We start from the raw sequence: 20423 nt of genomic DNA, 5'->3' as shown, positions 1-20423 counted from the left end.
GAAACACCAGAAAGCTCTCGCAGCATTATTGGAGAGCAATGAGAGGAAGATGCGCCACGCCGCAAAGAGAGGTTGAAACAGAGTGATAACTAAAATGAATATATCATATATCCAGAATATTTTTCAAGAGGGTTGCAACGTAACGGCGCAAAAAGTCGCGCCGCATTCCTGAGCATACCCTACCAGCCCAAGAGAGAGCTTCACCAGGAAATATTATGTCAAATTAAAAACAATATACCGCCGGTATCGAGACACACATCAACATACCATTGGACACATTGCCCCAAAATATGGTAGGATACAGCAGGTGTAACAATGGTAAGGACATGATTGTATGAGCCACCAGGAACACCGCCGCCTGGCGGAAACACAGACGACGGCGATTCCCTGTGCCGTATTGACAATCAGCGACAGTCGCAGTGAAGCGACCGACGACAGCGGGCGATATATCTGCAATGCGTTGACGCAAGCCGGCCACAATGTGGTACAATATGCCGTGGTGCGGGATGAGCCGGCACAAATCGTAGAAATGGTGCGTCGTTTTGCTGCCGAAGGATGTAAAGTTATCATCACGAATGGTGGCACCGGTATCTCCCGCCGGGACAGCACCTTTGAAGCGATTGATGCCTTGCTTGAAAAACGATTACCCGGCTTCGGCGAGCTTTTTCGCATGCTCTCATTTGCCGAGATTGGGCCAGCGGCAATGCTGTCACGAGCGACAGCCGGTGTGTTTGGCGGAACATTAATCTTTTGCCTGCCAGGTTCGCCCAACGCCGTGCAGCTTGGTATCGACCGCCTCATCTTGCCCGAACTGGCGCATCTGGTTTGGGAAACTGTGCGCTAATCGCTATTTTCTGTTATAGTATGTGTGTTATCGTAAAGAGTTGTTCTCTTCGTAGCTGTGAGAAGGAGCCAGAGAACCCATGACGTCAGTAGAAGCCTTCCGCGGCCTGTACTATCCTAACAAGATCGGCCGACTCTGCTTCCTGTCGCTGGAGGAAGTCATGGGTCAGAACGGCGTGAAGGCCTTGCTCCGGCTTGCCGATCTGCAACAGTACATCGACGCCTACCCGCCGAATGACCTGAAGCGTGAGTTCCCCTTCGAGGCAATCTCGAAATACTCGGTGGCACTCGGCACGATGTATGGGCCGCGTGGAGCGCGCGGTCTGGAGTTGCGCGCCGGGCGGGTTGCCTTCTCGCTTGGTCTGAAGGAGTTCGGGCCGTTGCTTGGCATGGCTGACCTGGCATTGAAACTGATGCCGATCACCATGAAGCTCAAGATCGTGCTGAACGCCACTGCCCAAACGTTTGATCGTTTCTCCGACCAGTCGAGCCACGTGGAAGAAGAGCGCGGACGGTTCGTGTATCACATTACCCGTTGCTCTAACTGTATTACTCGTCCTGAACCCGGCCCGGTATTTTACATCGCTCGTGGTATCCTCGAAGAGGCTACCGCCTGGGTCAGTGGTGGCCGACGGTTTGCAGTTGAGCAGTTGTCGTGTATTGGACAGGGTAATTGCTCGTCGTGCGCCTTTGCAATCGGCAAAGACCCGTTGGAGTAGCGCAATGCTGCGCTGGCTATTGCTAAAATTGATCCGTTTCTATCAGGTTGCGATCTCGCCCTGGACACCGCCGAGCTGTATTTATACCCCAACTTGCTCGCACTACGGTTATGAGGCGATCAAGAAATACGGTGCGCTACGCGGTGGCTGGATGACGGTAAAGCGAATCGCCCGTTGCCACCCCTTTGCTCGTGGCGGTTATGATCCGGTGCCGTAGTCGTCGTTACGTTCTGACCTGTTCGTTTGCAGATCATCGGGGCACGCTTGCAGTGCCCCATTTTCTTATTACATCACGCACGCGAGCAGCGTAGGGTAATGTGAATGCGCGAATGCCCTGTCTGCAGGGGCGGGTCGTGAACTCGCTCCTACATGTCCATCCGTATCATGCCGATGACACCCACGGATCGTCGCAGATGGGATGGGTAGAACGTATTTCGTAAACACTGTGTGGTCGTGCTACCCAACTGTCATACAGGCACATGAACGCTTACCAATCGCCAACGACAGCCTACCCCGCTCCTGGCCCGTTAGCAGTGCGCAGCTCCCGCCCCGCCATCACGTGCTGGATGGGTTGCCTCACCCGCTCGTTATGCGCGTGTCGCAGCGTTTGGCGTGTGGCAACATGGCTGCCGCAGCAATTGCGCTCACGATCCGGCGCGTGTTACGCCGTTACCCTTTCTGATCACGGGGATGCTGGATGGGATCGTCACGATCATGGAGTCTGTCAGTAATTAATTGATCCAGGTTACCACCCACACTGTGAGTAGACCAGGGCTGACTGCTATGATGAACAGCTCGACGTTGTGCACAACACCGTACAGCGTACCTGTATGAACCATGTGGGTAGCAGCCAGTTCTCATAAACGCACTACGCCACACCTCAAAGTAGCAACCTGGGCTATTACAATACCTGGTACGCGAAATGCAACTTTTGCATTCGCCGAATCGTCTATACTGTCAGCCGGTTTGCTGCGATGAGAACGCAGCGTCTAAGAGATGTCGGATAACGACATCGGGAGTACAAACAGTGGCTGAACCATCTCGTGAGACGATTGTGCGCGCTCAACAGGGCGATCAGCAGGCACTGACCGAGTTGATTATCGGTCAGCAACATTATGTCTACAGCATCGCTATGAGTGTACTCAAAAACGCTGATGATGCGGCTGATTTGACGCAGGAAGCGTTTATTCGCCTGTTTCGGGCACTCCCTCAGTATAGCGGTGAAAGCCGTTTCACCACCTGGTTGTACCGGCTAGTTATTAATCTCTGTCGCGACGAGCTGCGCCGACGAGGCCGTCAAGCGCCTATTGTGCCTCCGCCAACCGACGATGAGGAGCTTGACGCACTTCACACTGTCGCCGATAACGACCGCTGGGTCGATCCAGCCCAGTCGCTCGATCTGAACCAGTTACGCCTTGAAGTGCGACGAGCCTTGGAACAGCTTGAACCACACTACCGCCTTGTGCTGACGTTGTACTATTTTGAAGACTTGAAGTATACCGACATCGCCGAGATTCTTGAACTCCCACTCAACACGGTCAAAAGCCATATCCGGCGCGGCAAAGAACGCCTGGCCCAACTCTTGCAGACCAACGAACCACCGGCAACCCGCGCCGTTAATCAACCCAAACGTTCGGCAACGGATGATCACGTGGTACAAATCACCCCCCTACGTCTGTTGCCGGGATGGGGAAGGAGGTAATTTATGAGCACACAATTGCCTACACCACCTCCAGATGATCTGCTCGATGCGGCGCTTCGCCATGAATTGCGCTGGGAAGCTCCGCCTGAACTGACCAGTCGCTTACTGCACCTGGTGCCCGGTACAGTTCCGATAGTCACGGCAGACACCGCGCCCCTTCCCCGTTGGCGCCTTTATATGGCGATAGCTTTAATGTCACTGCTGATCCTGGTCTCGATACCCGGTGCATCGTACCTCTATCAGCTCATCTGGTTCCAATGGGGGTTTGCACAATTCATTGCGCAACTTGAGTCATTGCCGGCCCGGCTACTGCAAACCTTCTACGAGACGATGCCATTTGCCCGCGAGCTGGTCAGTATCATCGCGCTGATCCGCGATCAGTTGCACTGGCTACTCATTGCGCTTGTACTCTGGATTATCCTCGATAACTGGCAACCTGAAAGGCAACTGGTTCGTCAGGAGAGTAAGTAATAGCAAGCGCATCATGCCGAACGCGGGGAAGAGTGCCGGATGGACGAATAAGGTTGCTTTGCTGCCGTTACCGCTCGAATTGATTGGGATTAAGCGAAGCGGATATTCACAGATTATGTCAAATCTGGCAGCATAGCGGTCAGGCCTCACCGGCCAGCTACACCCTGATACTGCACCTGAACGATATACCGCTGGAGACTGGTAGGGGCGACGCATGCGTCGCCCCTACTGCTACGCTGATAATGATAATGATCCATCAGCGCCGCGCTGGTGGCAAACCCGGCAACGCTTCGGCACGAGGATCACACCTGAACAATGCACATTGCAGAGCAGGATGTACCAGAACTTATTTCATAAAAAGCTGTGCTGTCATGCTACCCGACCGTTGCCCAGGCGCATGAACGCTTGCCCTCGCTAACACCAGCATCTCTGCTCCCAGGCTGCCGGCGATAGGTCTCCCTGTCTTTGCCGGATGCCTCCAGCTCTATATCGCCAACGCCAGCATCTCTATTCCCAGGCTGCCGGTATGATAGGAGGAGGGGATGAGGAGCATTGCTGGTGCCATCACACGCTGGATCGGATGCCCTACCCGCTTGTCATGCGTGTGTCGCAGCGTTTGGAGTGCGGCAGCCATGCTGTCGCGCCAGCTGTGCTTCACGCCCGGCACGTGGCACGCGGTTGAACTGACTGGTCACGGAGATGCCGTTTGTGCTCGTCTCAATCGTAGAGTCTTTTTTGAAACAGGTTCGATTAGACCGATGAACACGGATCACCGTAAGCCATCCGTGAATGTTCGTCACGTCTGTGACCATCCGCATCTCCGTAATATGCACACCCTATCACCTGACCATCTATACAGTCGGAACCGGTTCACTCCAGATGTAACTGGCCCACTCTTCTACTGGATAGACCCGCTGCGGACGGAGTGGATTGATACGTGTATTCAGCATCGTTCCGCGACGCAGATGAGATAAACCAGCCTCTTCCACCAGCCAGATGACTCTAGCCTCGTAGGGTCGATTAGCCGGTGGATACACCCACAGCGTAAGTTCAACCTCAACTGCTCGCACCAGAATCGCACGCTTGTACGAGCCAACAATGGCGACCTGCAATACCTCAGCCCGTGCAGGCAATGCCGTAGCCAGATCGCGTTCTATCGCCTGTTGAATAACCGCTCGTCGCCGCTCAAAACGCCGGATCGCCGAATGTACCGGTGGGATCAAGAGTAGCGATGTGCTGATAATCGCGTAAGGAAGCATCTGACCAAGTTTAATACGTTGTTCGTCGCCATTGATTGTTCGACAACGAAAATGCAGAACACCTTCACTCCGGTCAGGTTCCAGGTTGCCGGTACAGACAAGTGGCCCAATAACACGGGCCAGATCAGGCATGAAAACCAGTCCAGTTGTCCCACAAATAAAACCTAACAACAGACTGAGTGCGATTCGAGCCAGCATAGTGCGCTCCTTGCGCCGTGTGGTGTGGGTTTCCGGTAGTGAGATCGGTCATGATCTACAGCAGTGGAGCCATGGGGCAGCGATTGGCGCACAGCACCGATCTCTGTATGATGTCAGATTGTAGCACACCATGCGTACCAACATGAACGGAATTATATGGCATGTTGCGAAGACGCCAGCAACTGCTCAATCCGTTCGACCAATCGTCGCAGACGGATCGGCTTCGCAAAATAGTCATTTGCCCCAGCCGACAGGCAGCGTTCACGATCACCCGGCATCGCCAGTGCTGTCACCGCAATGATAGGTGTAGCGGCAAATGTCGCATCGGCGCGCAACCGTCGTATCACTTCCAGGCCATCGAGTCCCGGCATGTGAATATCCATAATGATCAGATCAGGACGCCATTCAGCAGCAATCTGCAATGCTTCTTGCCCTTGACACGCCACTTTTACCTCGTACCCCTGGGCAGCCAGGTAATCACTAAGTGTGACCCGATTTACCTCATTATCTTCTGCCAGTAATATTCGTCGGCTGAGCGTGCGCCGCGAAGCGGTTGAGGGTATCATTTTTGCGACAGTAATCTGACTTAGCGTACGCCGAAGCATAAGTCGGTTGATCGGCTTCACCAGGCACGCTGCCGCTCCGGCAGCCAATCCACGCTCTGGTTCATCAACCACCGACACGATAATCACCGGAATCTGTCGCAGATCGGGATCGCGGCGCAGATCGGCCAGTATCTCCCATCCTGAACGATCTGGCATCTGCACATCGAGCAGAATCAGATCGGGACGTAACGCCTGCACCTGCTCAACCGCACCTTTGCCATATGAGCATATAGCAGGTTGAATCTGCAATTCTTCGAGATAACGGGCCAGTTGATCGGCAGTCGTTGCCGAGTCTTCGACAATCAGGGCTAATTGCACCGGAGGAAGTTCATCGGTATCAGTAGATGAAGATAGCGTGACGTGCGTTACGGGCTGGTACGGCAGTGTGACCGTAAATATACTACCTGCACCAGGTGTACTCTTAACCTCAACCCTGCCACCATGCATTTCAGTAAGGCGTCGTACCAGCACTAACCCTAAACCGGTGCCTTCATGCTGCCGACTCAGGCCACTATCAAGCTGGACAAACGGCTGAAACAGCCGTGGCAAATCCTCTTCCGCAATTCCAATGCCGGTATCACTCACCGTGAACGCAATCGTTCCCTGCGCAGTATCTGTTGTCACCCGCAAGCTCACCGCACCACCAGCCGGCGTAAATTTCACAGCATTACTCAGCAAATTGACCAGAATCTGCTTCAGGCGACGTGGATCAGCAACGAACCGGGCATGGGGATCGTCAAGCTGAACAGAAAGGTGAATCTGTTTCTTTGTCGCCTGCTCTTTGACCAGAGCTACGCTGGCTTCACAGACATCGCTGGCGGCGACTACCTCTTTCACCAGTTCAATCCGGTTGGCTTCAATCTTCGCCAGATCAAGAACATCGTTAATCAGCGCCAGCAAATGCCGTCCACTCTCCTCAATAGCCCGGATTGCCTTCTGTTGCTGTTCGCTCAACGGGCCATACAACTCTTCCAACAGACTCTCACTCAAAGCCAGGATGGAATTGAGTGGTGTGCGCAGCTCGTGGCTCATGTTGGCGAGAAATTCATCTTTGGTGCGGGCAGCCCGGAGCAGCTCCGCATTGGCCCGATGCAACTCAGCAGTACGTTCAGCAACCCGCTGCGCCAGGAGATCGCGCTCCACCTGCAAGGCCAGTTCAGCGTGACGCCATGCCGTTACATCACGCACAATCGCAATCGCTTCCTCTGCCGGCAAGGCAGCTTTGATGCGTGCCTCGAAGAGATATTCTTTATCATGAACAATCAACTGATACGCCAATGTCTGGAGTTCGCCAGAGGCGAACGCAGCGCTTAGCGCCTGCCGATACTGCATTGCAATCGCGGCTGGAAAGAGCTGTTCGAGTGTGCTGTTTATCATCGCTGTTGGGGCCACCGGCAATACCATCGACTCGGCGGCCACCACATCAATGACCTGCCCATCAGGCCGTAACCGCAGTACCAGATCAGGCAAAGCACTCACTATTAGATGATTACGCTGCTCACTGGTGCGCAATTGCGCCTCTTGTTGGCTCACCAGCAGACCAAAGACGATGTCACGCACCAACTCGTCCAGCAATTGTATTTCACTATGGTCAAAAGCTGCGGGGTGATCGGCATAGAAACATAGCACCGCAGGCGTCTCATCAGGCACTACCAGCGGAAAACCGGCCATTGCCCGTAGACCATACGCTACAGCCTGCAAACGCCACGCTGCACAACGAGGATCGGTAGCAAGGTCATTGATAATGACGCGATCACCCTGACATACCGGTGAAAGTGTTACTGCCAACTGCTCGTCGGTGAGTAGTTGGGCAAGTGGCTGATCGAATTCAATCGCACTATGTACAGTGATAGTCTCGAATCGGTTTGTTACCGGATTATGACGACCAATCCACACCAACCGAAAGCCACCCTCACTAATCCCGATCTGACACACCTCCTGAAAGATTCGTTGCGGATCACGTTCACGAATAATCATCTGATTGATCGCACTCAACAACGCATAGGTACGGGTCAAACGACGCTGCCGCGCTTCGTGGCGCTGCCGAATGGCTACAAACAGGAAGAAAATTGCGACACTGGCAATAGCCAGTACAGTCCGACTGATAGCATCCACTGACCACCAGAACTGTGGGTAGTCTGTTCCCGGACGGAAAGCGACTGACCAGACCCTGCCGTAGCGAGGAATATCAGATATTGCCACTGCATCACGGATGAAGATGTCCAGATCGGAAATGTAGGGTGAAGGAACAGCCCTACCGCCGGTGAAAACGGCCAATGGCTGGAGCGACTCCTCCGTCGTATCAACCAGGACAAATTCGAGATCAGGGGTTGTCACCGGTTGCAACGCCTGTTCGATCACCTCAGCCGGAACCAGCAAAAAGGCAACCATCCCGCGAATACGTTGTCGTCGCTCTTCAACCGTTTGTGGTGGCTGGCTACCACTGTATACCGGCGCGAACAACAAGACCGCAGGGGCCGGATCACTGGCCAGGAAGGATTGCAACGGTGCTGAGATCACGCGCTGACCACTATCACGCGCTTGTTCGATAGCTACCCGCCGCACCGGATCGGCAGCCAGGTCAATCCCTAACACAGCCCGCCGGTTGGCAAAAGGTTCCAGAAAGGTGAGTGGATAGTATTCAGCACGGGTTTCGGCTGCCTCAACGGTTGGGCCTGGTTCACGAATCCTGAAATCTGGCAGTCCGGTCTCCTGCATTGCATGTTCAAACGCTGTCCGTTGCGCCAACGGAATCCGCGGTATCCAACCGACCGCTCGTAATGCCGGCAAACGCGCCAGTTGGGTACGACTGAAGACGCTAAATTCATGCTGCTCAACCTGTTGTGAAGCAAGAAACAGCGCACTCTGGCTCAGCAGCGCCTGCTCATAGATCGTCAGCCGATCATTAATCAGACTCACCACCTCGTTGACATCTGCTTGCAGTTGTGTCGTGAACTGGCGATTGGCATCACGCCAGATAAATTGCAGACTGAACAGCATGAACGCCAGTAAAAGGCTGCTCACCGGCCACAACAATGGTTCACGCATTGGCCGTCGTTGCCGGTAGTACTCACCGACAACTATCCAGGGTGCGACGAGCCAGACTCCGGCGACCAGGTTGAGCCACCATTGCAGAGCAACAACTAGTGGACTGTACACCAGTTGTTGCTGCACAACCACCAGCACCATCACGGCCAAGAACGGTGCCGGTAATACAGCCAGTGCCAACAGGCCACATACCACCAGCGTATAGCGGATCGAGAACGGGGGTAAGGTTCTACCGAAGCGCCGCACCAGCCAATTCACCAGCCATGCCTGGATGACCGCGATCAGACCGAAAACGAGGGCCGCAGCAAGCAGGCGCTCAAACGAAAGCCCTAATTGCCAGAAAACCATTGAGTAGGCGATGAACGCTCCCCAGAAAAGCACCGGCAGGAGGCGCATGCCGGCCAGCAAGACACCGCCTGCCGCAAATCCACCAGCCACCCACAGCAGAGGAACACCCTGATTAGCCAATAGTGGTTGGGCACCAACCCAAATCAAGACTGCGTATGCTACCCCAAAGCTAATGAGCGCCCTTTGCGACCACTGAGCCATGCGTATCTATCCTGGTAGCGTGAGAAACAACGAACCCTACCAGTATGTATCGTAGCATGGGGCAACTGTTTATGCTAGCGTGGTTGACATCTCGGCTAACTGACGGTATGTGCCGGCAAAATAGAGCAAGGGATCGCCTTCTGCTGCTCGTCGGAGGGCAATAACCCGACCCAACACAATGAGATGATCGCCACCATCCAAAATTCGCTCGCGGGAACACACCAGCGTTGCCAGGCTATCAGACAATACCGGTGCGCCGGCCAGCTCCTCTAATGCCACCTCAATATCCGGCTGTGGCCGACCAGCAAAATGACGGGCAATCGCTTCCTGGTCAGCCCGCAGAATATTGACGGCGAAATGAGCGGCAGCACTGATGACCGGAGCCATCCGTGCTTTCCGATCAACACACACCAACAGCAACAGCGGATCGAGCGATACTGACGTGAGGGAGTTCGCAGTCATCCCGCGGATGTGATCACCGTCGCTTGCAGTAATGACGGTAACCCCAGTAGCAAACAGTCCTATTGTAGAGCGATACTCGCGTGGATCAATGGACATAATGCGTCTCAATCATTTTCAAAACCTTTTCCTTTTATAAGTATACACCCGATTGAATGATAACTCATAACTATCTCCGCTGCTATTCAGGAAAACACCCCATACAGAACGCACTGCTCATTTCCCACAGCCATATGGCCCGTTACTGCATAATGTGCGGCAACACCTGATGTGAGCACGGCTGGTGCGAAAGCAGGGCTTCCGCAATGCCTCCACCGGGGAAGAGTATCCTCTCCGGTACGTGATACCACACCATAGCGTGCGCAGGAAGAAGACCAATTATGCGCATCCTCGATCAGATGCGGTGCCGGCGCGATCAGGCGTCCTATGACCGCAATGGAACCAGATTTGATATAACCCAAATGCCACCTATGCTATGAGCAGACCACGTGAGATTGACTGCCAGGATACACAGCGCGACACTGTGCGCCAAACCGTGCGAGGTACCTGTATAAATGATGTGGGTAGCAGCCAATTCCCATCGATGCGCTACGTCACGCACGCCTCAAAATAGCACTCGGATTATGCCCATCCCCTGTGTCCTCCGAGCCTCTGTGGTGACAGAGGTAGCAACTTGGATTAAGATGACCTTTGGTCAAAACCACACCTTCACCCGATGTCGCTTGCAACTTCTATTTGTGTCTCAGGCCGCTCTGTGCTATGCTGTATTAAACGGTACACTGTCGTAAGATCGGTTTTTTGGAGAGCAGGTGCAACTATGACGATCACCGATCGCATGCTAACCGGTGCTATTGCCAACAATCCCGGCAATTACCACGGCGATGGCGAATGGCGCTACTCAATCACCCAGCGTACTATCTACTTCAGCAAAGCCGCTGCACCCGATCCACGCGATCAGGAGCCGTTTTTCCCGCTCCCATCACTCAATCCAGACGGGTCGGGACGCATGGAACGTGCGTTTCGCCAGTTCATTCGCCGGCGCTGGCCACCCAGCCGCTGCGCCGAGCTAGAGAAATTTGCCGAGCGGCGCGGCTGGCATCTGGCGATGGAATTGAAATACGGTGGTGGGGCACTTGAAGATCACGAGGCGGCTGAGTGGCAATATGTTGTCAATCGCGAACTTCAGCGCCTGGCTGCTGAAGTTCGCGCCCGCATCGCCGAGTTAGAGCAACAGGCTACTCAATCTGAGCCGACACCTGCATCTGGCGGATAAACGCTCGTCCTAACTGGCGGTATACCAGCGTTGCCGTGATGGTGTAGGATTCGCCGGGCTGGGCCTTGCCAATCAGTGGCACCTCGGCTTCCAGCGCCTCACCATCAACGGTAACGCTACCCTGCGCACCCCCGGCGCATTGCACATCAAAAATCACATTGACCGGTCGGCTACCAGGCCCATACCCCCAACTTAACATTGCATACATTGGCTCGATACCACTGAGGCTGGTGATCCGTGGATGGCGGAGTCGGGCCGGTATCAATGCCCCGCGCACGGTCATATATATCACCACCGACCAAAAAGAGAGCCAGAACCCGCGTTGCAAGGCTTTGACATTCATACCTGTATCTTCCTCTGCGCCGGATCGGCATGCTGACGGAACAGGATCGCTGTATGGCCGATGATCGCTACCAGATCAGCCCCGGTTTCGCTAACAATTGTCTCGGTCAGCGATTGTTTCATGTCCTTGTGATCAAGAAACCGCACCTTGATCAATTCATGAGCATTCAACTCTTGCTCGATCTTGGTCAGGATACCCTCCGTCAAGCCATTCTTGCCAATCATCACCGTGACCGGCAACGGATGGGCAAGCCGACGCAAATATGCACGTTGCGCAGGTTTCATCGTGGAGCAACCTCCTCAATCGGGGTCGATGTCACATCATACTTTCCACACCAATCGTTGATCCGCACCCGCAACACATCGCGCAGATTCCGCCACGAGTCACGAAGTGGATTCACTTTCGTCTCGGTACCGTAGCGCCATTTCACCGGAATTTCGCAAATGGTGTAGCCTCGACGCTGAGCTAAAAAGAGCAATTCAACATCGTAGGCAGTCACTGCTGCCCCATGCACTATCGGCGCGTCATCGCCATAAATGCGTACACGCTGAAAGAGATCGCGGGCAACCGCTCGCCGCAATGCTTTAAAGCCACATTGGGTATCTTTAATCCCCCGCAGTGCTACAAGCCGAATAATCCAGTTGAAGACTCGGCCCATCACGTGACGATACCAGGGTTCGCCCTCACGCGATGCCCCTATCCCTTCACGCGAACCAATTGCAATAGGATAGCCACGCTCGATTGCCGCTCGCAGGCGTGGCCATTCTTCGATGGGAGTTGCCAGATCAGCATCACAGAGCAGGATGATGTCACCCCGCGCTGCCAGAGCACCGGCGCGGACTGCAAATCCCTTTCCGCGATGCGCACAGCGCAACACCGTGGCACCGGCTGCTTCCGCTACCTCTGCCGTGCCATCCTCACTGCCATCATCCACCACGATCACTTCGGCTGTGTACGGTTCGTTGACCAGAAACGCCTTGATAGCTGCCAGAGTAGCCGGTAAACGCCGCTCTTCATTGTAAGCAGGGATCACGATGGATAGGAAAGGCTCATTGTTCGTCGTCATACGAATCTCTGTACTGGTGGTTGCGAAAGTTCCAATGCAGCGACAAGGGCTGCTTCCTCTTCTGGCATGAATGCACGACGCGACCAAAAGTGCGGCAATGCGCGTAGACCGGCCAGTTGACCGCGCAGGCGTGCCCGCGCTGCCGGTTCGCGGAAGTGACGCAGGCTGTGAAGCGCAAAACGCAATTGCGACACCAGGAGCGCCGGCCAGTACCGCCGCTGCACCACTGGTGGCATATTCTTGATCCATACCAGTGGAAAATTACGCCCACAGTAGTAACTGGCCAGCGTACCGCCGCCACTGGCGCTCAGACGATGATACACCACCGCAGTAGGGACAAAGATCGTGCGCAGACCTTTACGCCGTGCCCGTAAGTTCAAATCAACATCTTCACAGTACATAACCAGGGCTTCATCAAACACGCGACCGTCCTCTGCCAGTTGCTCCAGCGCACAACGTCGATAGGCGGCTGCACCGGCACATGGCCCGAATACCTCGTGGAATGCATCATACTGGCCGCGATCCTCTTCCCACACTCCGCGATTACCCGGTTCACCATTTGGACGGTAGAAATCCCCGGCTGAATGGATGATATTGCGGCGATCAAACAGGCGCAATTTAGCGGCAGCAAAGGCAAATTGTGGCCAGCGTTCGAGCGCACCGATCAACGCCGCCAGCCAGTTTGGATCGGCTTCCGTATCATTGTTGAGTAACACGAAAAACGGCTGTTGCGTTGCCGCGAATGCTGCATTGACTGCTGCGGCAAACCCACGATTCTGCGGCAAACGCAGCACGCGCACCTCTGGGTAACGGGTAGTTATCAGCGCGACCGAGTCATCGGTACTCGCATCATCAACCACCGTCACCGTAAAATCACGCCGGGTCTGGGCACGTAACGAGTCAAGACAGGTCGGCAACAGTGCACTGCCGTTGTAGTTAGGCACAATAACGTCAATCATGTCGGCAACACTTCATTTGGCAGGCGTTCCAGGTAGTCGGCGAGCGCATCCTGCCATGGACGAAAGGTAATACCCAGGCTAGCACCGGCGAGATTAGCCAGGGGCGTGTATGGAGGTGGTGTACTGTCACGCTGAAAATCACACAGACGGATCGGCTGGAGTGGAACATTCAACCCGACACGACGAAGGATCTCCGCCGCAAATTCATACCGCGAGCAGATACCGTCGTTCACAAAATGGTAGGTGCCGTAGTAGTCGGTTGTGATCAACCGGGCCAGCCCAACCGCAACATCAAAGGTGTAGGTCGGACTACCGATCTCGTCGGCTACCATGCGTAAACCGTGAGCGGGGGGATTGGCTGCCAGCCGTAAGACCGTACGAACAAAATTACGTTCACCGCCAAACAGCCATGCTACCCGCACAATGAAATGCCGGGCGACCAGAGAGCGAACTACCTGTTCACCGGCCAGTTTACTCTGCCCATACGGATTAATCGCCCGGGGCGGATCGTCTTCAAAGTAGGGCCGACGGGCATCACCGGCAAACACCTCGTTGGTACTGATGTATACCAGCGCCGCATCGATTCGCCGACAACCAAGCGCCACATAGCGCGTGCCCAGACCATTCACGCGATATGCTAAGACCGGATCGCGTGCGCATCCGTCAACATTGGTATAGGCTGCGGCGTGGAACACTACATCAGCAGCAGTCGCCGCAATCTGATCAACAGTTGCCGGATCGGTCAACTCTAACTGATCATGTCCTAGCGGCACCAGCGTATGCTGATCGGCCAGTGTCGCGATCAGTGCCCGTCCCAACTGCCCATTTGCTCCGGTAATGGCAATCCGCACAAGGCATCTCCTCGACTCAATCAATTACCGGCTACACAGAGTAGCAGAAGAGTAGACCGGCGTCAACCGATATGGCTGCCGTCAGGGAGCAGATAGAGCCGGCAAGTGCAGTAGTAGCTTACCTGTGAACGTGCCACCAGCGCGGAGTTTCAGCCACCAATAATGAGCGGTTACAGCCGTTGACGAAGAAGCCGCTGTCGGTGTTCGCGTTTACATCCAGGCCAATCTAACCTGAACCTGCTAACCGATAACCCGATCAGAAGTATCTTCCTCAACAAAAGGAATGCGCAATTCGACACAAATCCCAGGACGATCCGAGCGATTCCGCATCTGGTAGTTCCCACCCACCGCCAGAATAATGCGCGCCACCTGTGCCAGCCCCAAACCCATACCCTCAACCTGGCCGGTAAAGTTACGCTCAGCCTGATAATACGGCTGCCAGATTTTTTGCAAGTGAGTCGGGGGAAGATGCACGCCATCGTCACACACCACCAGGTGCACCTGATTTTGCGCCAGATCGGCATCAACCCGAATGTTCACCATTGGCCGCTGTTGGGGATGGAACTTCCGTGCATTTTCGCATAGCTCGCGCAGCACCATCTCCAGGCTGCGCCGCGATATGCGCAGCCGACGTGCATCTAGCGCAGGATCGATACTCAGACTAATCGCTGGTATCTCCAGCTCATGATTGAGCGTACTCACGATAGTCGGCAAATCAAACACGGTACAGGTATCATGATGCACATCACCCGGACTGCGAACGTACAGAAAAATATCATCAATCACCTGCTGTAAGCGCTGAGCAGCACCAAGTGCAATCGCTGCGATATTACGCGCCATGGTGCGATCCATATGCTCAATATTGTCGTACAAAAGGCTTAGCCCACCTAAATAGCTGGCAAGTGGGGTGCGTAGTTTATGTGAAATTGCCGTGTGGAACGTCCACATATCGCGTTGCAACGTAATCTGCTGCGTGACATCACGCAATGTGACCACAATTTGATCATCAGAGGGATGAATACGCGCAGCCTCGACCTGAAGCCACTGTTCCGGGCTACGTGATGTTTCAGGATGCACGAGGTAGAGTGGCTCAGGTGCCGCTATCGGCCATTGTTCCCAGGCTTCAGGGGGAACCAGACGGTACCGCTGCGTAACCAGCTCACGGAACGACCTGACCGGTTGCTCATCGACGGTGAGACCAAGATACGTGCGTGCACGGCGGTTGGCGTAAAGGATCTGATCATCGTGATCAATAATGACATAAGCATTATCGGATGTCTCGATCACCCACTCGAAACGCGCCCGTTCGGCGTTCACTTTGGCCTGCTCCTGCAGCAGACGCCGATAGCGATTGAGGCGCAAAACCGTGTTGATCCGGGCCTGTAACTCTCCTGGATCGAACGGCTTGGTGATAAACTCATCGGCACCGGCCTCGAAGCCATGAATTTTCGCTTCACGATCATTCAGCGCGGTAATCATGACGATCGGTATCTGCGCTGTTGCCGGATCGTCACGTAAGCGCTGGCACACCTCGAAGCCATTCATATCCGGCAGCATAACATCAAGCAGGATGAGATCGGGTAGATGCTGCTGTGCAAGTTGCAGCGCCTGATCACCGCGCTGTGCAGTAATCAGGCGGAGATTGAAGGGGGTTATTATTTCGATGAGCAATGAACGCATCAGCTCATCGTCATCAACGATCAAGATGGTATTTTGCTCCATGATAATATCCTACCATGGAGCTATTACAAATGATGTGACAAAATTGTTCACTTTGGCAACTAAATGACAGATGGTTCTGCACCAATTGGGGCACCCTATCAGACAGCAGAGTAGCATCAGATCGGGAAAGAGCATACCATAGTGCACTACACACTGTTGTAAGGATAAACTATACTAGAACTTGCTTCATAAAAAGCTGTGTGGTCGTGCTACCCGGCCATCACACAGGCTTATGAACGCTTGCCAATCACCAACGATAGTATCTCCTACGCCCACTCTGCCGGTATGAGTGAAGATAGCTGACGATCATCTCCAGTGCCATCAAGCGCTGAATTAGGTGCCTTATCCGCTCGTCATTCGTGTGTCGCGGAGTTTGGAGTGCGGCAGCGTGGCTGCCGCAGCAGCCGTCTCACGATCCGGCGCGTGTCACGCCGTTTACTTTGCTGGTCACAGGAATGCGGTGTGCGCTCATTACGATCATAGAGTCGGTCAGTAATGAATGAGATAACTTCTGGAGCCTGCCCGGCGAACCTCGCTCACCGGTCTGCGATTATTCAGACAGACGTTTAGACAGCTTCCATCCCACCGCGAGTAGCCCGAACAATACTGAGCAGCTCATCGTCAGTCAACGGACATCCATTTTGTTCCCACCATTGTCGATACCAGGTAAGATTGGCGGTAAATGCCCGAATCACCTCATCGCGATTGAGCGGCGGGATTTTGCGGCGCAGCGCTTCGCGAATTTCCTGACGATCATTCTCAGTTAATTCAGGCAACGTTTCGAGGATCCGATCAGCCCGCAACAGAAAGAGTTCACGCTCAATGGTTGGAAATTCATTGTTGATCTGACGAATGTTGCCAAGATAGGCCACAGTACGTTGCCGGGGTTGGCCACGTTCATCACGGTAGCTCTCAACAAGGTAGGCATCGTAAAAGTTGGTATTGGCAACTTCGGCGTTCTTATGCTTGCGCACCACCCACCGGATATACATGGCGCGCCTCCTGTCCGAATGATTAGGAAAGCCAGAGTGCTCTGGCTGTTCCTTATTAATGAATAACCGCTTTGCTGGTTCTGACTATAAGTTGCAACAAACGCAGTAGCCTGTCGTCACCTGCCAGTTTACAGTCAACAAGGATGAATTTCGATTTGTTTTGCCTATTATAATATATTGGACTTGTTTTGTCATGACTTTTTGCTTGATAGTCAAAAAATTGCCTGAAAAACGCTTACCTTCAATGATAGAAGATGCACATCTTGCAGCCACCGGCCACCGGTCAAGTCGCCAGATGATCTTCCTCGACCGTACCCCGACCCACAGGCTATGTTTCGACGTAAATATTGGGTAAGCGCCTCAGTATTGCGCTAACGAGCATACTGGCAAATCGTGCCTGGCCCCAGGCATCACTCCGGCACCGGACATACGGCGATTCGTGATTAGCCCCCCTGCACGCGATCCGTGGGGAACACCGGTACAATACGGATGAACGGATCCGTAGGGGCGGGTTCTGAACCCACCCCTACAGACGGTGTATGTGACCGTTCACAGATCGTGTACTACGCATTGGATGGTATCAGATTTGAACTGTACGTACTCCGCAGACATTCCCTCGCCTGACACCCAAAAACCAAATGCCCCGCCCCACGCTATTGTGCGGCAAGGCATCTGGTTCCAATGAACAATCCCGGCAAGTCTACTGGCTAGCGCTGAATAATTGGTACCAGCACCCGATAGGTAAACTGCACTGCCGGATTGCTCAACATAAACTCGTGGCGGTCACCGTCGGCTTCTATTTCGACCAGCCAGTAGTGATAGCTCACGTTGGGCTGCGCCGTGCGGTCAAACCACTGATAGCTCGCCCCACTACCGGCACTGCCCTGGGCCGGGATAGGTGTGCTCAGGATAGGTGTCGCATCAGCGCGATTACCGGTGCTGCTCCGTAGCAGCAGGAAGCCAAGCGTATCACGCTCGCTACCCGTGACCCAGCGCAGTAATACGCCATTCGTCTGACGCTCAGCGGTGAAGCTGAGCAGGGTGATTGCCGTTGGCGGTGCCGGCTGGTGAATGCCGGCCCACCAGCTCAGATCGGTCTGCCCATAACCGAGCGTGAAGACCTGCGTGCGCTGGGTGTCTGGATCGACATCACTATCGCGACCGCTATCACCACCCTGGCCCGACGGGCTAAACACCCATCCGTTCGGCAGACTGAACGTCAGGTAGTAGTCACCCGACGGTAGATTGGTGAATCGATACGTACCGTTGTCATCAGTCACGACCGTCTGCACCAGCGTACCATCAGCCCGGTAGAGGCTAACCGTAATACCACTTATGCCGGTCTCTCCCGGATCGGCAATCCCATTCGCATTGATGTCATGCCAGACCCGATTGCCCAACGTAGCCGGCAGGAAGATACCGGCGTCCCAATTCAGGTCAACTTCGCCCGACTCCAGTACCGTAGCGCTCATTTCGCCAGTATCCGGGTCAGCGTCCGAGTCGCGGGCATCGTCACTACCCTGGTTGGCAGCAGTAAAGGCATACCCACCCGGCAATTGCACTGTCACCGTGTACGTGCCCGGCGCGAGGTTGTCAAATTGGTAGAAGCCATCGCTGTCAGTGGTGGTGGTCTGGTTAACCACCGTACCGGCACCGGTTGTGCCGTTCAACTGCACAGTGACGTTTTCCACCCCAGGCTCACCCGCATCCTGCACGCCATCGCCGTTGGTGTCTTCCCACACGAAGTTGCCGATGCTGGTCAAACGGTAGAGACCGGCGTCCCAGCTCAGATCGACTTCGCCCGACTCCAGCACTGTAGCGCTCATTTCGCCAGTATCCGGGTCGGCGTCCGAGTCGAGCGTGTCGTTACTGCCTTGATCGGCAACAGTGAAGACGTAACCGAAGGGCGGAACTACCGTGATCGTATAGTTCCCCGGCAGCAAGTTCTCGAACCGGTACCCACCATCAATATCCGTTACGACCGACACATCCACGCTATTGCCATCGCTATCCGTACCGGTTAGCCGCACGGTGACGCCTTCGCTCCCCAATTCGCCACCATCCTGCACCCCGTTACCGTTACGATCTTCCCACACCAGATTCCCAATGCTGGCTGGCAGTATGAGACCGGCATCCCAATCCAGGGTTTCACTGCCACTCTCCAGAGTGAAGGCAGTGGTAGCACTATTCCCTGGATCAGCATCCGAGTCTGATGTATCATCACCACCTCGATCCGGATAGGTGAAGCGGGCACCACCTGGCAGATCACTAAAGACCAGGTAGTAATCACCCGGCGGCACATCCTCGAACAGGTAGAAGCCGTTGTCGTCTGTACTCTGGGTTGCGACCATTACATCATCGGACGTATCGGCAATACCATCATTCCCGGCGTCGTAGAGCGTGACCAGAACGTTGGCAACGCCCGGTTCGGTGCTCTCATGGATGCCATTCCCGTTCAAATCATTCCAGACTAGATCGCCAACCGTTGCCGGACGGAAGATACCGAAATCGACAGTCATGTTGCTGTTGCGGTCATCACCATCAACCGCAGTGTCTGGCTCGCTATCAGGCCGGAGCGTGATCGGGCTACTCACGATGTTGAAGCTGGAGCCAACATCACTCTGCCACGTTCCATTGTCGTCATTATCGAGATCACCGTTCGCCGCTGCGCCCGGCTCATACGGCCCACTGCTCAGCGAACGTGCGCCAGTGCTGCTGCGATAGTTGGACCACGGCGAGTCAGCCTCAAATTGCCAGCCTGGTAACACGACAATGTAGTCACCCTGGAGCAGATTGGTGAAGCTATACACCCCATTGCTATCGGTGATGGTGGATGCCACCTCTTGATCAGAGGCATCCCACGTCCCGTTGCTATTACTGTCGCGGTAGAGGCTGACTCGTACACCATCAACACCGCTCTCGCCACCATCAACAACCCCATTGTTGTTGGTATCTTCCCAAACCAGATTGCCCAGGCTGAGCAGCGGGTAAACACCAGCGTCACGGCTTGTATCGGACTGACCACTGAGCAGGGTGAAGACATCTGTCTCACCATTGGTTGCGGTCACATCGCTATCAGTGGTGTCATCACCGCTGCTATCTGCCGGGCTGAATGTCAACCCAGACGGAATGTCCGTGAAGCGCAAGCGATACTCACCGGGTGGCAGGTTGGTGAAGCTGTACGACCCGTCTGCCACCGTCTTAGTCGAATCGACCAGCGAGCCATCGGCCTGGTAGAGCGTGACCGTCACATCACCAATCCCGCTTTCACCCGCATCCTGCACGCCATCGCCATTGGTGTCTTCCCAGACGAAGTCGCCGATGCTGGCTGGCTGATACGCCCCCGCATCCCAGCGCTCATCAA

At 54.6% G+C, this 20423-nt stretch carries 18 protein-coding genes; 7 read left to right on the top strand and 11 right to left on the bottom strand.

What is annotated here, in order from left to right; all coding sequences use genetic code 11:
* The first annotated feature begins 334 nt into the window (after positions 1–334).
* The 6 genes from VAE57_RS03990 to VAE57_RS03965 all read left to right on the top strand — a co-directional run bounded on the left by VAE57_RS03990 (position 335) and on the right by VAE57_RS03965 (position 3871).
* Entirely contained in the window at positions 335–844 is a 510-nt protein-coding gene (locus VAE57_RS03990; RefSeq protein ID WP_322820610.1) for a MogA/MoaB family molybdenum cofactor biosynthesis protein, read from the top strand.
* 79 nt (positions 845–923) lie between these two features.
* The gene (locus VAE57_RS03985; protein WP_028457115.1) at positions 924–1562 is read left to right on the top strand and encodes a 4-vinyl reductase; all 639 of its coding nucleotides are present in this window, start codon (positions 924–926) and stop codon (positions 1560–1562) included.
* Positions 1563–1566: 4 nt separating this feature from the next.
* A complete protein-coding gene (gene yidD, locus VAE57_RS03980; protein ID WP_012256304.1) occupies positions 1567–1779 on the top strand; it encodes a membrane protein insertion efficiency factor YidD in 213 nt (70 codons plus the stop codon).
* An 810-nt stretch (positions 1780–2589) separates the two neighbouring features.
* Positions 2590–3264, top strand: a complete 675-nt coding sequence (locus tag VAE57_RS03975; protein ID WP_322820609.1) for an RNA polymerase sigma factor — start codon at positions 2590–2592, stop codon at positions 3262–3264.
* 3 nt (positions 3265–3267) lie between these two features.
* Positions 3268–3735 carry an anti-sigma factor gene (locus VAE57_RS03970; protein ID WP_322820608.1) on the top strand — a complete coding sequence of 156 codons (468 nt, stop codon included), beginning with the start codon at positions 3268–3270 and terminating at the stop codon, positions 3733–3735.
* Between the two features lie 13 nt (positions 3736–3748).
* Positions 3749–3871: a hypothetical protein gene (locus tag VAE57_RS03965; protein WP_322820607.1), complete on the top strand. Its 123-nt coding sequence runs from the start codon at positions 3749–3751 to the stop codon at positions 3869–3871.
* 715 nt (positions 3872–4586) lie between these two features.
* Here VAE57_RS03965 and VAE57_RS03960 read toward each other — a convergent pair.
* From VAE57_RS03960 to VAE57_RS03950, 3 genes are all read right to left on the bottom strand, one after another.
* Positions 4587–5192 (bottom strand): hypothetical protein, encoded by a 606-nt coding sequence (locus tag VAE57_RS03960; protein WP_322820606.1) that lies wholly within the window; start codon positions 5190–5192, stop codon positions 4587–4589.
* A 152-nt stretch (positions 5193–5344) separates the two neighbouring features.
* On the bottom strand, positions 5345–9394 hold the full coding sequence (locus tag VAE57_RS03955) for a response regulator (protein ID WP_322820605.1): 4050 nt from the start codon (positions 9392–9394) through the stop codon (positions 5345–5347).
* Between the two features lie 69 nt (positions 9395–9463).
* Positions 9464–9952 (bottom strand): flavin reductase family protein, encoded by a 489-nt coding sequence (locus VAE57_RS03950; RefSeq protein ID WP_322820604.1) that lies wholly within the window; start codon positions 9950–9952, stop codon positions 9464–9466.
* Positions 9953–10670: 718 nt separating this feature from the next.
* Here VAE57_RS03950 and VAE57_RS03945 point away from each other — a divergent pair.
* Entirely contained in the window at positions 10671–11126 is a 456-nt protein-coding gene (locus VAE57_RS03945) for a hypothetical protein (RefSeq protein ID WP_322814066.1), read from the top strand.
* Here VAE57_RS03945 and VAE57_RS03940 read toward each other — a convergent pair.
* The 8 genes from VAE57_RS03940 to VAE57_RS03905 all read right to left on the bottom strand — a co-directional run.
* Complete coding sequence (locus tag VAE57_RS03940; protein WP_322820603.1) at positions 11089–11469, bottom strand: hypothetical protein; 381 nt, start codon at positions 11467–11469, stop codon at positions 11089–11091. The genes VAE57_RS03945 and VAE57_RS03940 overlap by 38 nt on opposite strands.
* Complete coding sequence (locus VAE57_RS03935; RefSeq protein ID WP_322820602.1) at positions 11466–11753, bottom strand: YhbY family RNA-binding protein; 288 nt, start codon at positions 11751–11753, stop codon at positions 11466–11468. Before VAE57_RS03935 ends, VAE57_RS03940 begins: the two co-directional genes overlap by 4 nt.
* On the bottom strand, positions 11750–12535 hold the full coding sequence (locus VAE57_RS03930) for a dolichyl-phosphate beta-glucosyltransferase (protein ID WP_322820601.1): 786 nt from the start codon (positions 12533–12535) through the stop codon (positions 11750–11752). The genes VAE57_RS03935 and VAE57_RS03930 overlap by 4 nt, the downstream gene beginning before the upstream one ends.
* On the bottom strand, positions 12532–13494 hold the full coding sequence (locus tag VAE57_RS03925) for a glycosyltransferase family 2 protein (RefSeq protein ID WP_322820600.1): 963 nt from the start codon (positions 13492–13494) through the stop codon (positions 12532–12534). Before VAE57_RS03925 ends, VAE57_RS03930 begins: the two co-directional genes overlap by 4 nt.
* The gene (gene rfbD / locus VAE57_RS03920; RefSeq protein WP_322820599.1) at positions 13491–14345 is read right to left on the bottom strand and encodes a dTDP-4-dehydrorhamnose reductase; all 855 of its coding nucleotides are present in this window, start codon (positions 14343–14345) and stop codon (positions 13491–13493) included. Before rfbD ends, VAE57_RS03925 begins: the two co-directional genes overlap by 4 nt.
* 240 nt (positions 14346–14585) lie before the next feature.
* The gene (locus tag VAE57_RS03915; RefSeq protein WP_322820598.1) at positions 14586–16067 is read right to left on the bottom strand and encodes a response regulator; all 1482 of its coding nucleotides are present in this window, start codon (positions 16065–16067) and stop codon (positions 14586–14588) included.
* 566 nt (positions 16068–16633) lie between these two features.
* Positions 16634–17059: a hypothetical protein gene (locus tag VAE57_RS03910; protein ID WP_322820597.1), complete on the bottom strand. Its 426-nt coding sequence runs from the start codon at positions 17057–17059 to the stop codon at positions 16634–16636.
* Between the two features lie 707 nt (positions 17060–17766).
* Positions 17767–20423: SdrD B-like domain-containing protein (locus tag VAE57_RS03905; RefSeq protein ID WP_322820596.1), on the bottom strand; the 2657-nt coding region annotated here is incomplete at its 5' end.

It is taken from the genome of Chloroflexus sp., assembly GCF_034434295.1.
Classification (GTDB): Bacteria; Chloroflexota; Chloroflexia; order Chloroflexales; family Chloroflexaceae; genus Chloroflexus.
This window is presented reverse-complemented; position numbering and strand designations above follow the sequence as displayed.

Excerpts from the sequence above, each read along its gene's own strand:
- VAE57_RS03930 (WP_322820601.1), bottom strand. The coding sequence starts at position 12,535 with ATGACGACGAACAATGAGCCTTTCCTATCCATCGTGATCCCTGCTTAC.
- VAE57_RS03915 (WP_322820598.1), bottom strand. The coding sequence starts at position 16,067 with ATGGAGCAAAATACCATCTTGATCGTTGATGACGATGAGCTGATGCGT.
- VAE57_RS03925 (WP_322820600.1), bottom strand. The coding sequence starts at position 13,494 with ATGATTGACGTTATTGTGCCTAACTACAACGGCAGTGCACTGTTGCCG.
- VAE57_RS03910 (WP_322820597.1), bottom strand. The coding sequence starts at position 17,059 with ATGTATATCCGGTGGGTGGTGCGCAAGCATAAGAACGCCGAAGTTGCC.
- VAE57_RS03935 (WP_322820602.1), bottom strand. The coding sequence starts at position 11,753 with ATGAAACCTGCGCAACGTGCATATTTGCGTCGGCTTGCCCATCCGTTG.
- VAE57_RS03955 (WP_322820605.1), bottom strand. The coding sequence starts at position 9,394 with ATGGCTCAGTGGTCGCAAAGGGCGCTCATTAGCTTTGGGGTAGCATAC.
- VAE57_RS03950 (WP_322820604.1), bottom strand. The coding sequence starts at position 9,952 with ATGTCCATTGATCCACGCGAGTATCGCTCTACAATAGGACTGTTTGCT.
- VAE57_RS03965 (WP_322820607.1), top strand. The coding sequence starts at position 3,749 with ATGCCGAACGCGGGGAAGAGTGCCGGATGGACGAATAAGGTTGCTTTG.
- VAE57_RS03945 (WP_322814066.1), top strand. The coding sequence starts at position 10,671 with ATGACGATCACCGATCGCATGCTAACCGGTGCTATTGCCAACAATCCC.
- VAE57_RS03940 (WP_322820603.1), bottom strand. The coding sequence starts at position 11,469 with ATGAATGTCAAAGCCTTGCAACGCGGGTTCTGGCTCTCTTTTTGGTCG.
- VAE57_RS03970 (WP_322820608.1), top strand. The coding sequence starts at position 3,268 with ATGAGCACACAATTGCCTACACCACCTCCAGATGATCTGCTCGATGCG.
- VAE57_RS03960 (WP_322820606.1), bottom strand. The coding sequence starts at position 5,192 with ATGCTGGCTCGAATCGCACTCAGTCTGTTGTTAGGTTTTATTTGTGGG.
- VAE57_RS03985 (WP_028457115.1), top strand. The coding sequence starts at position 924 with ATGACGTCAGTAGAAGCCTTCCGCGGCCTGTACTATCCTAACAAGATC.
- VAE57_RS03990 (WP_322820610.1), top strand. The coding sequence starts at position 335 with ATGAGCCACCAGGAACACCGCCGCCTGGCGGAAACACAGACGACGGCG.
- yidD (WP_012256304.1), top strand. The coding sequence starts at position 1,567 with ATGCTGCGCTGGCTATTGCTAAAATTGATCCGTTTCTATCAGGTTGCG.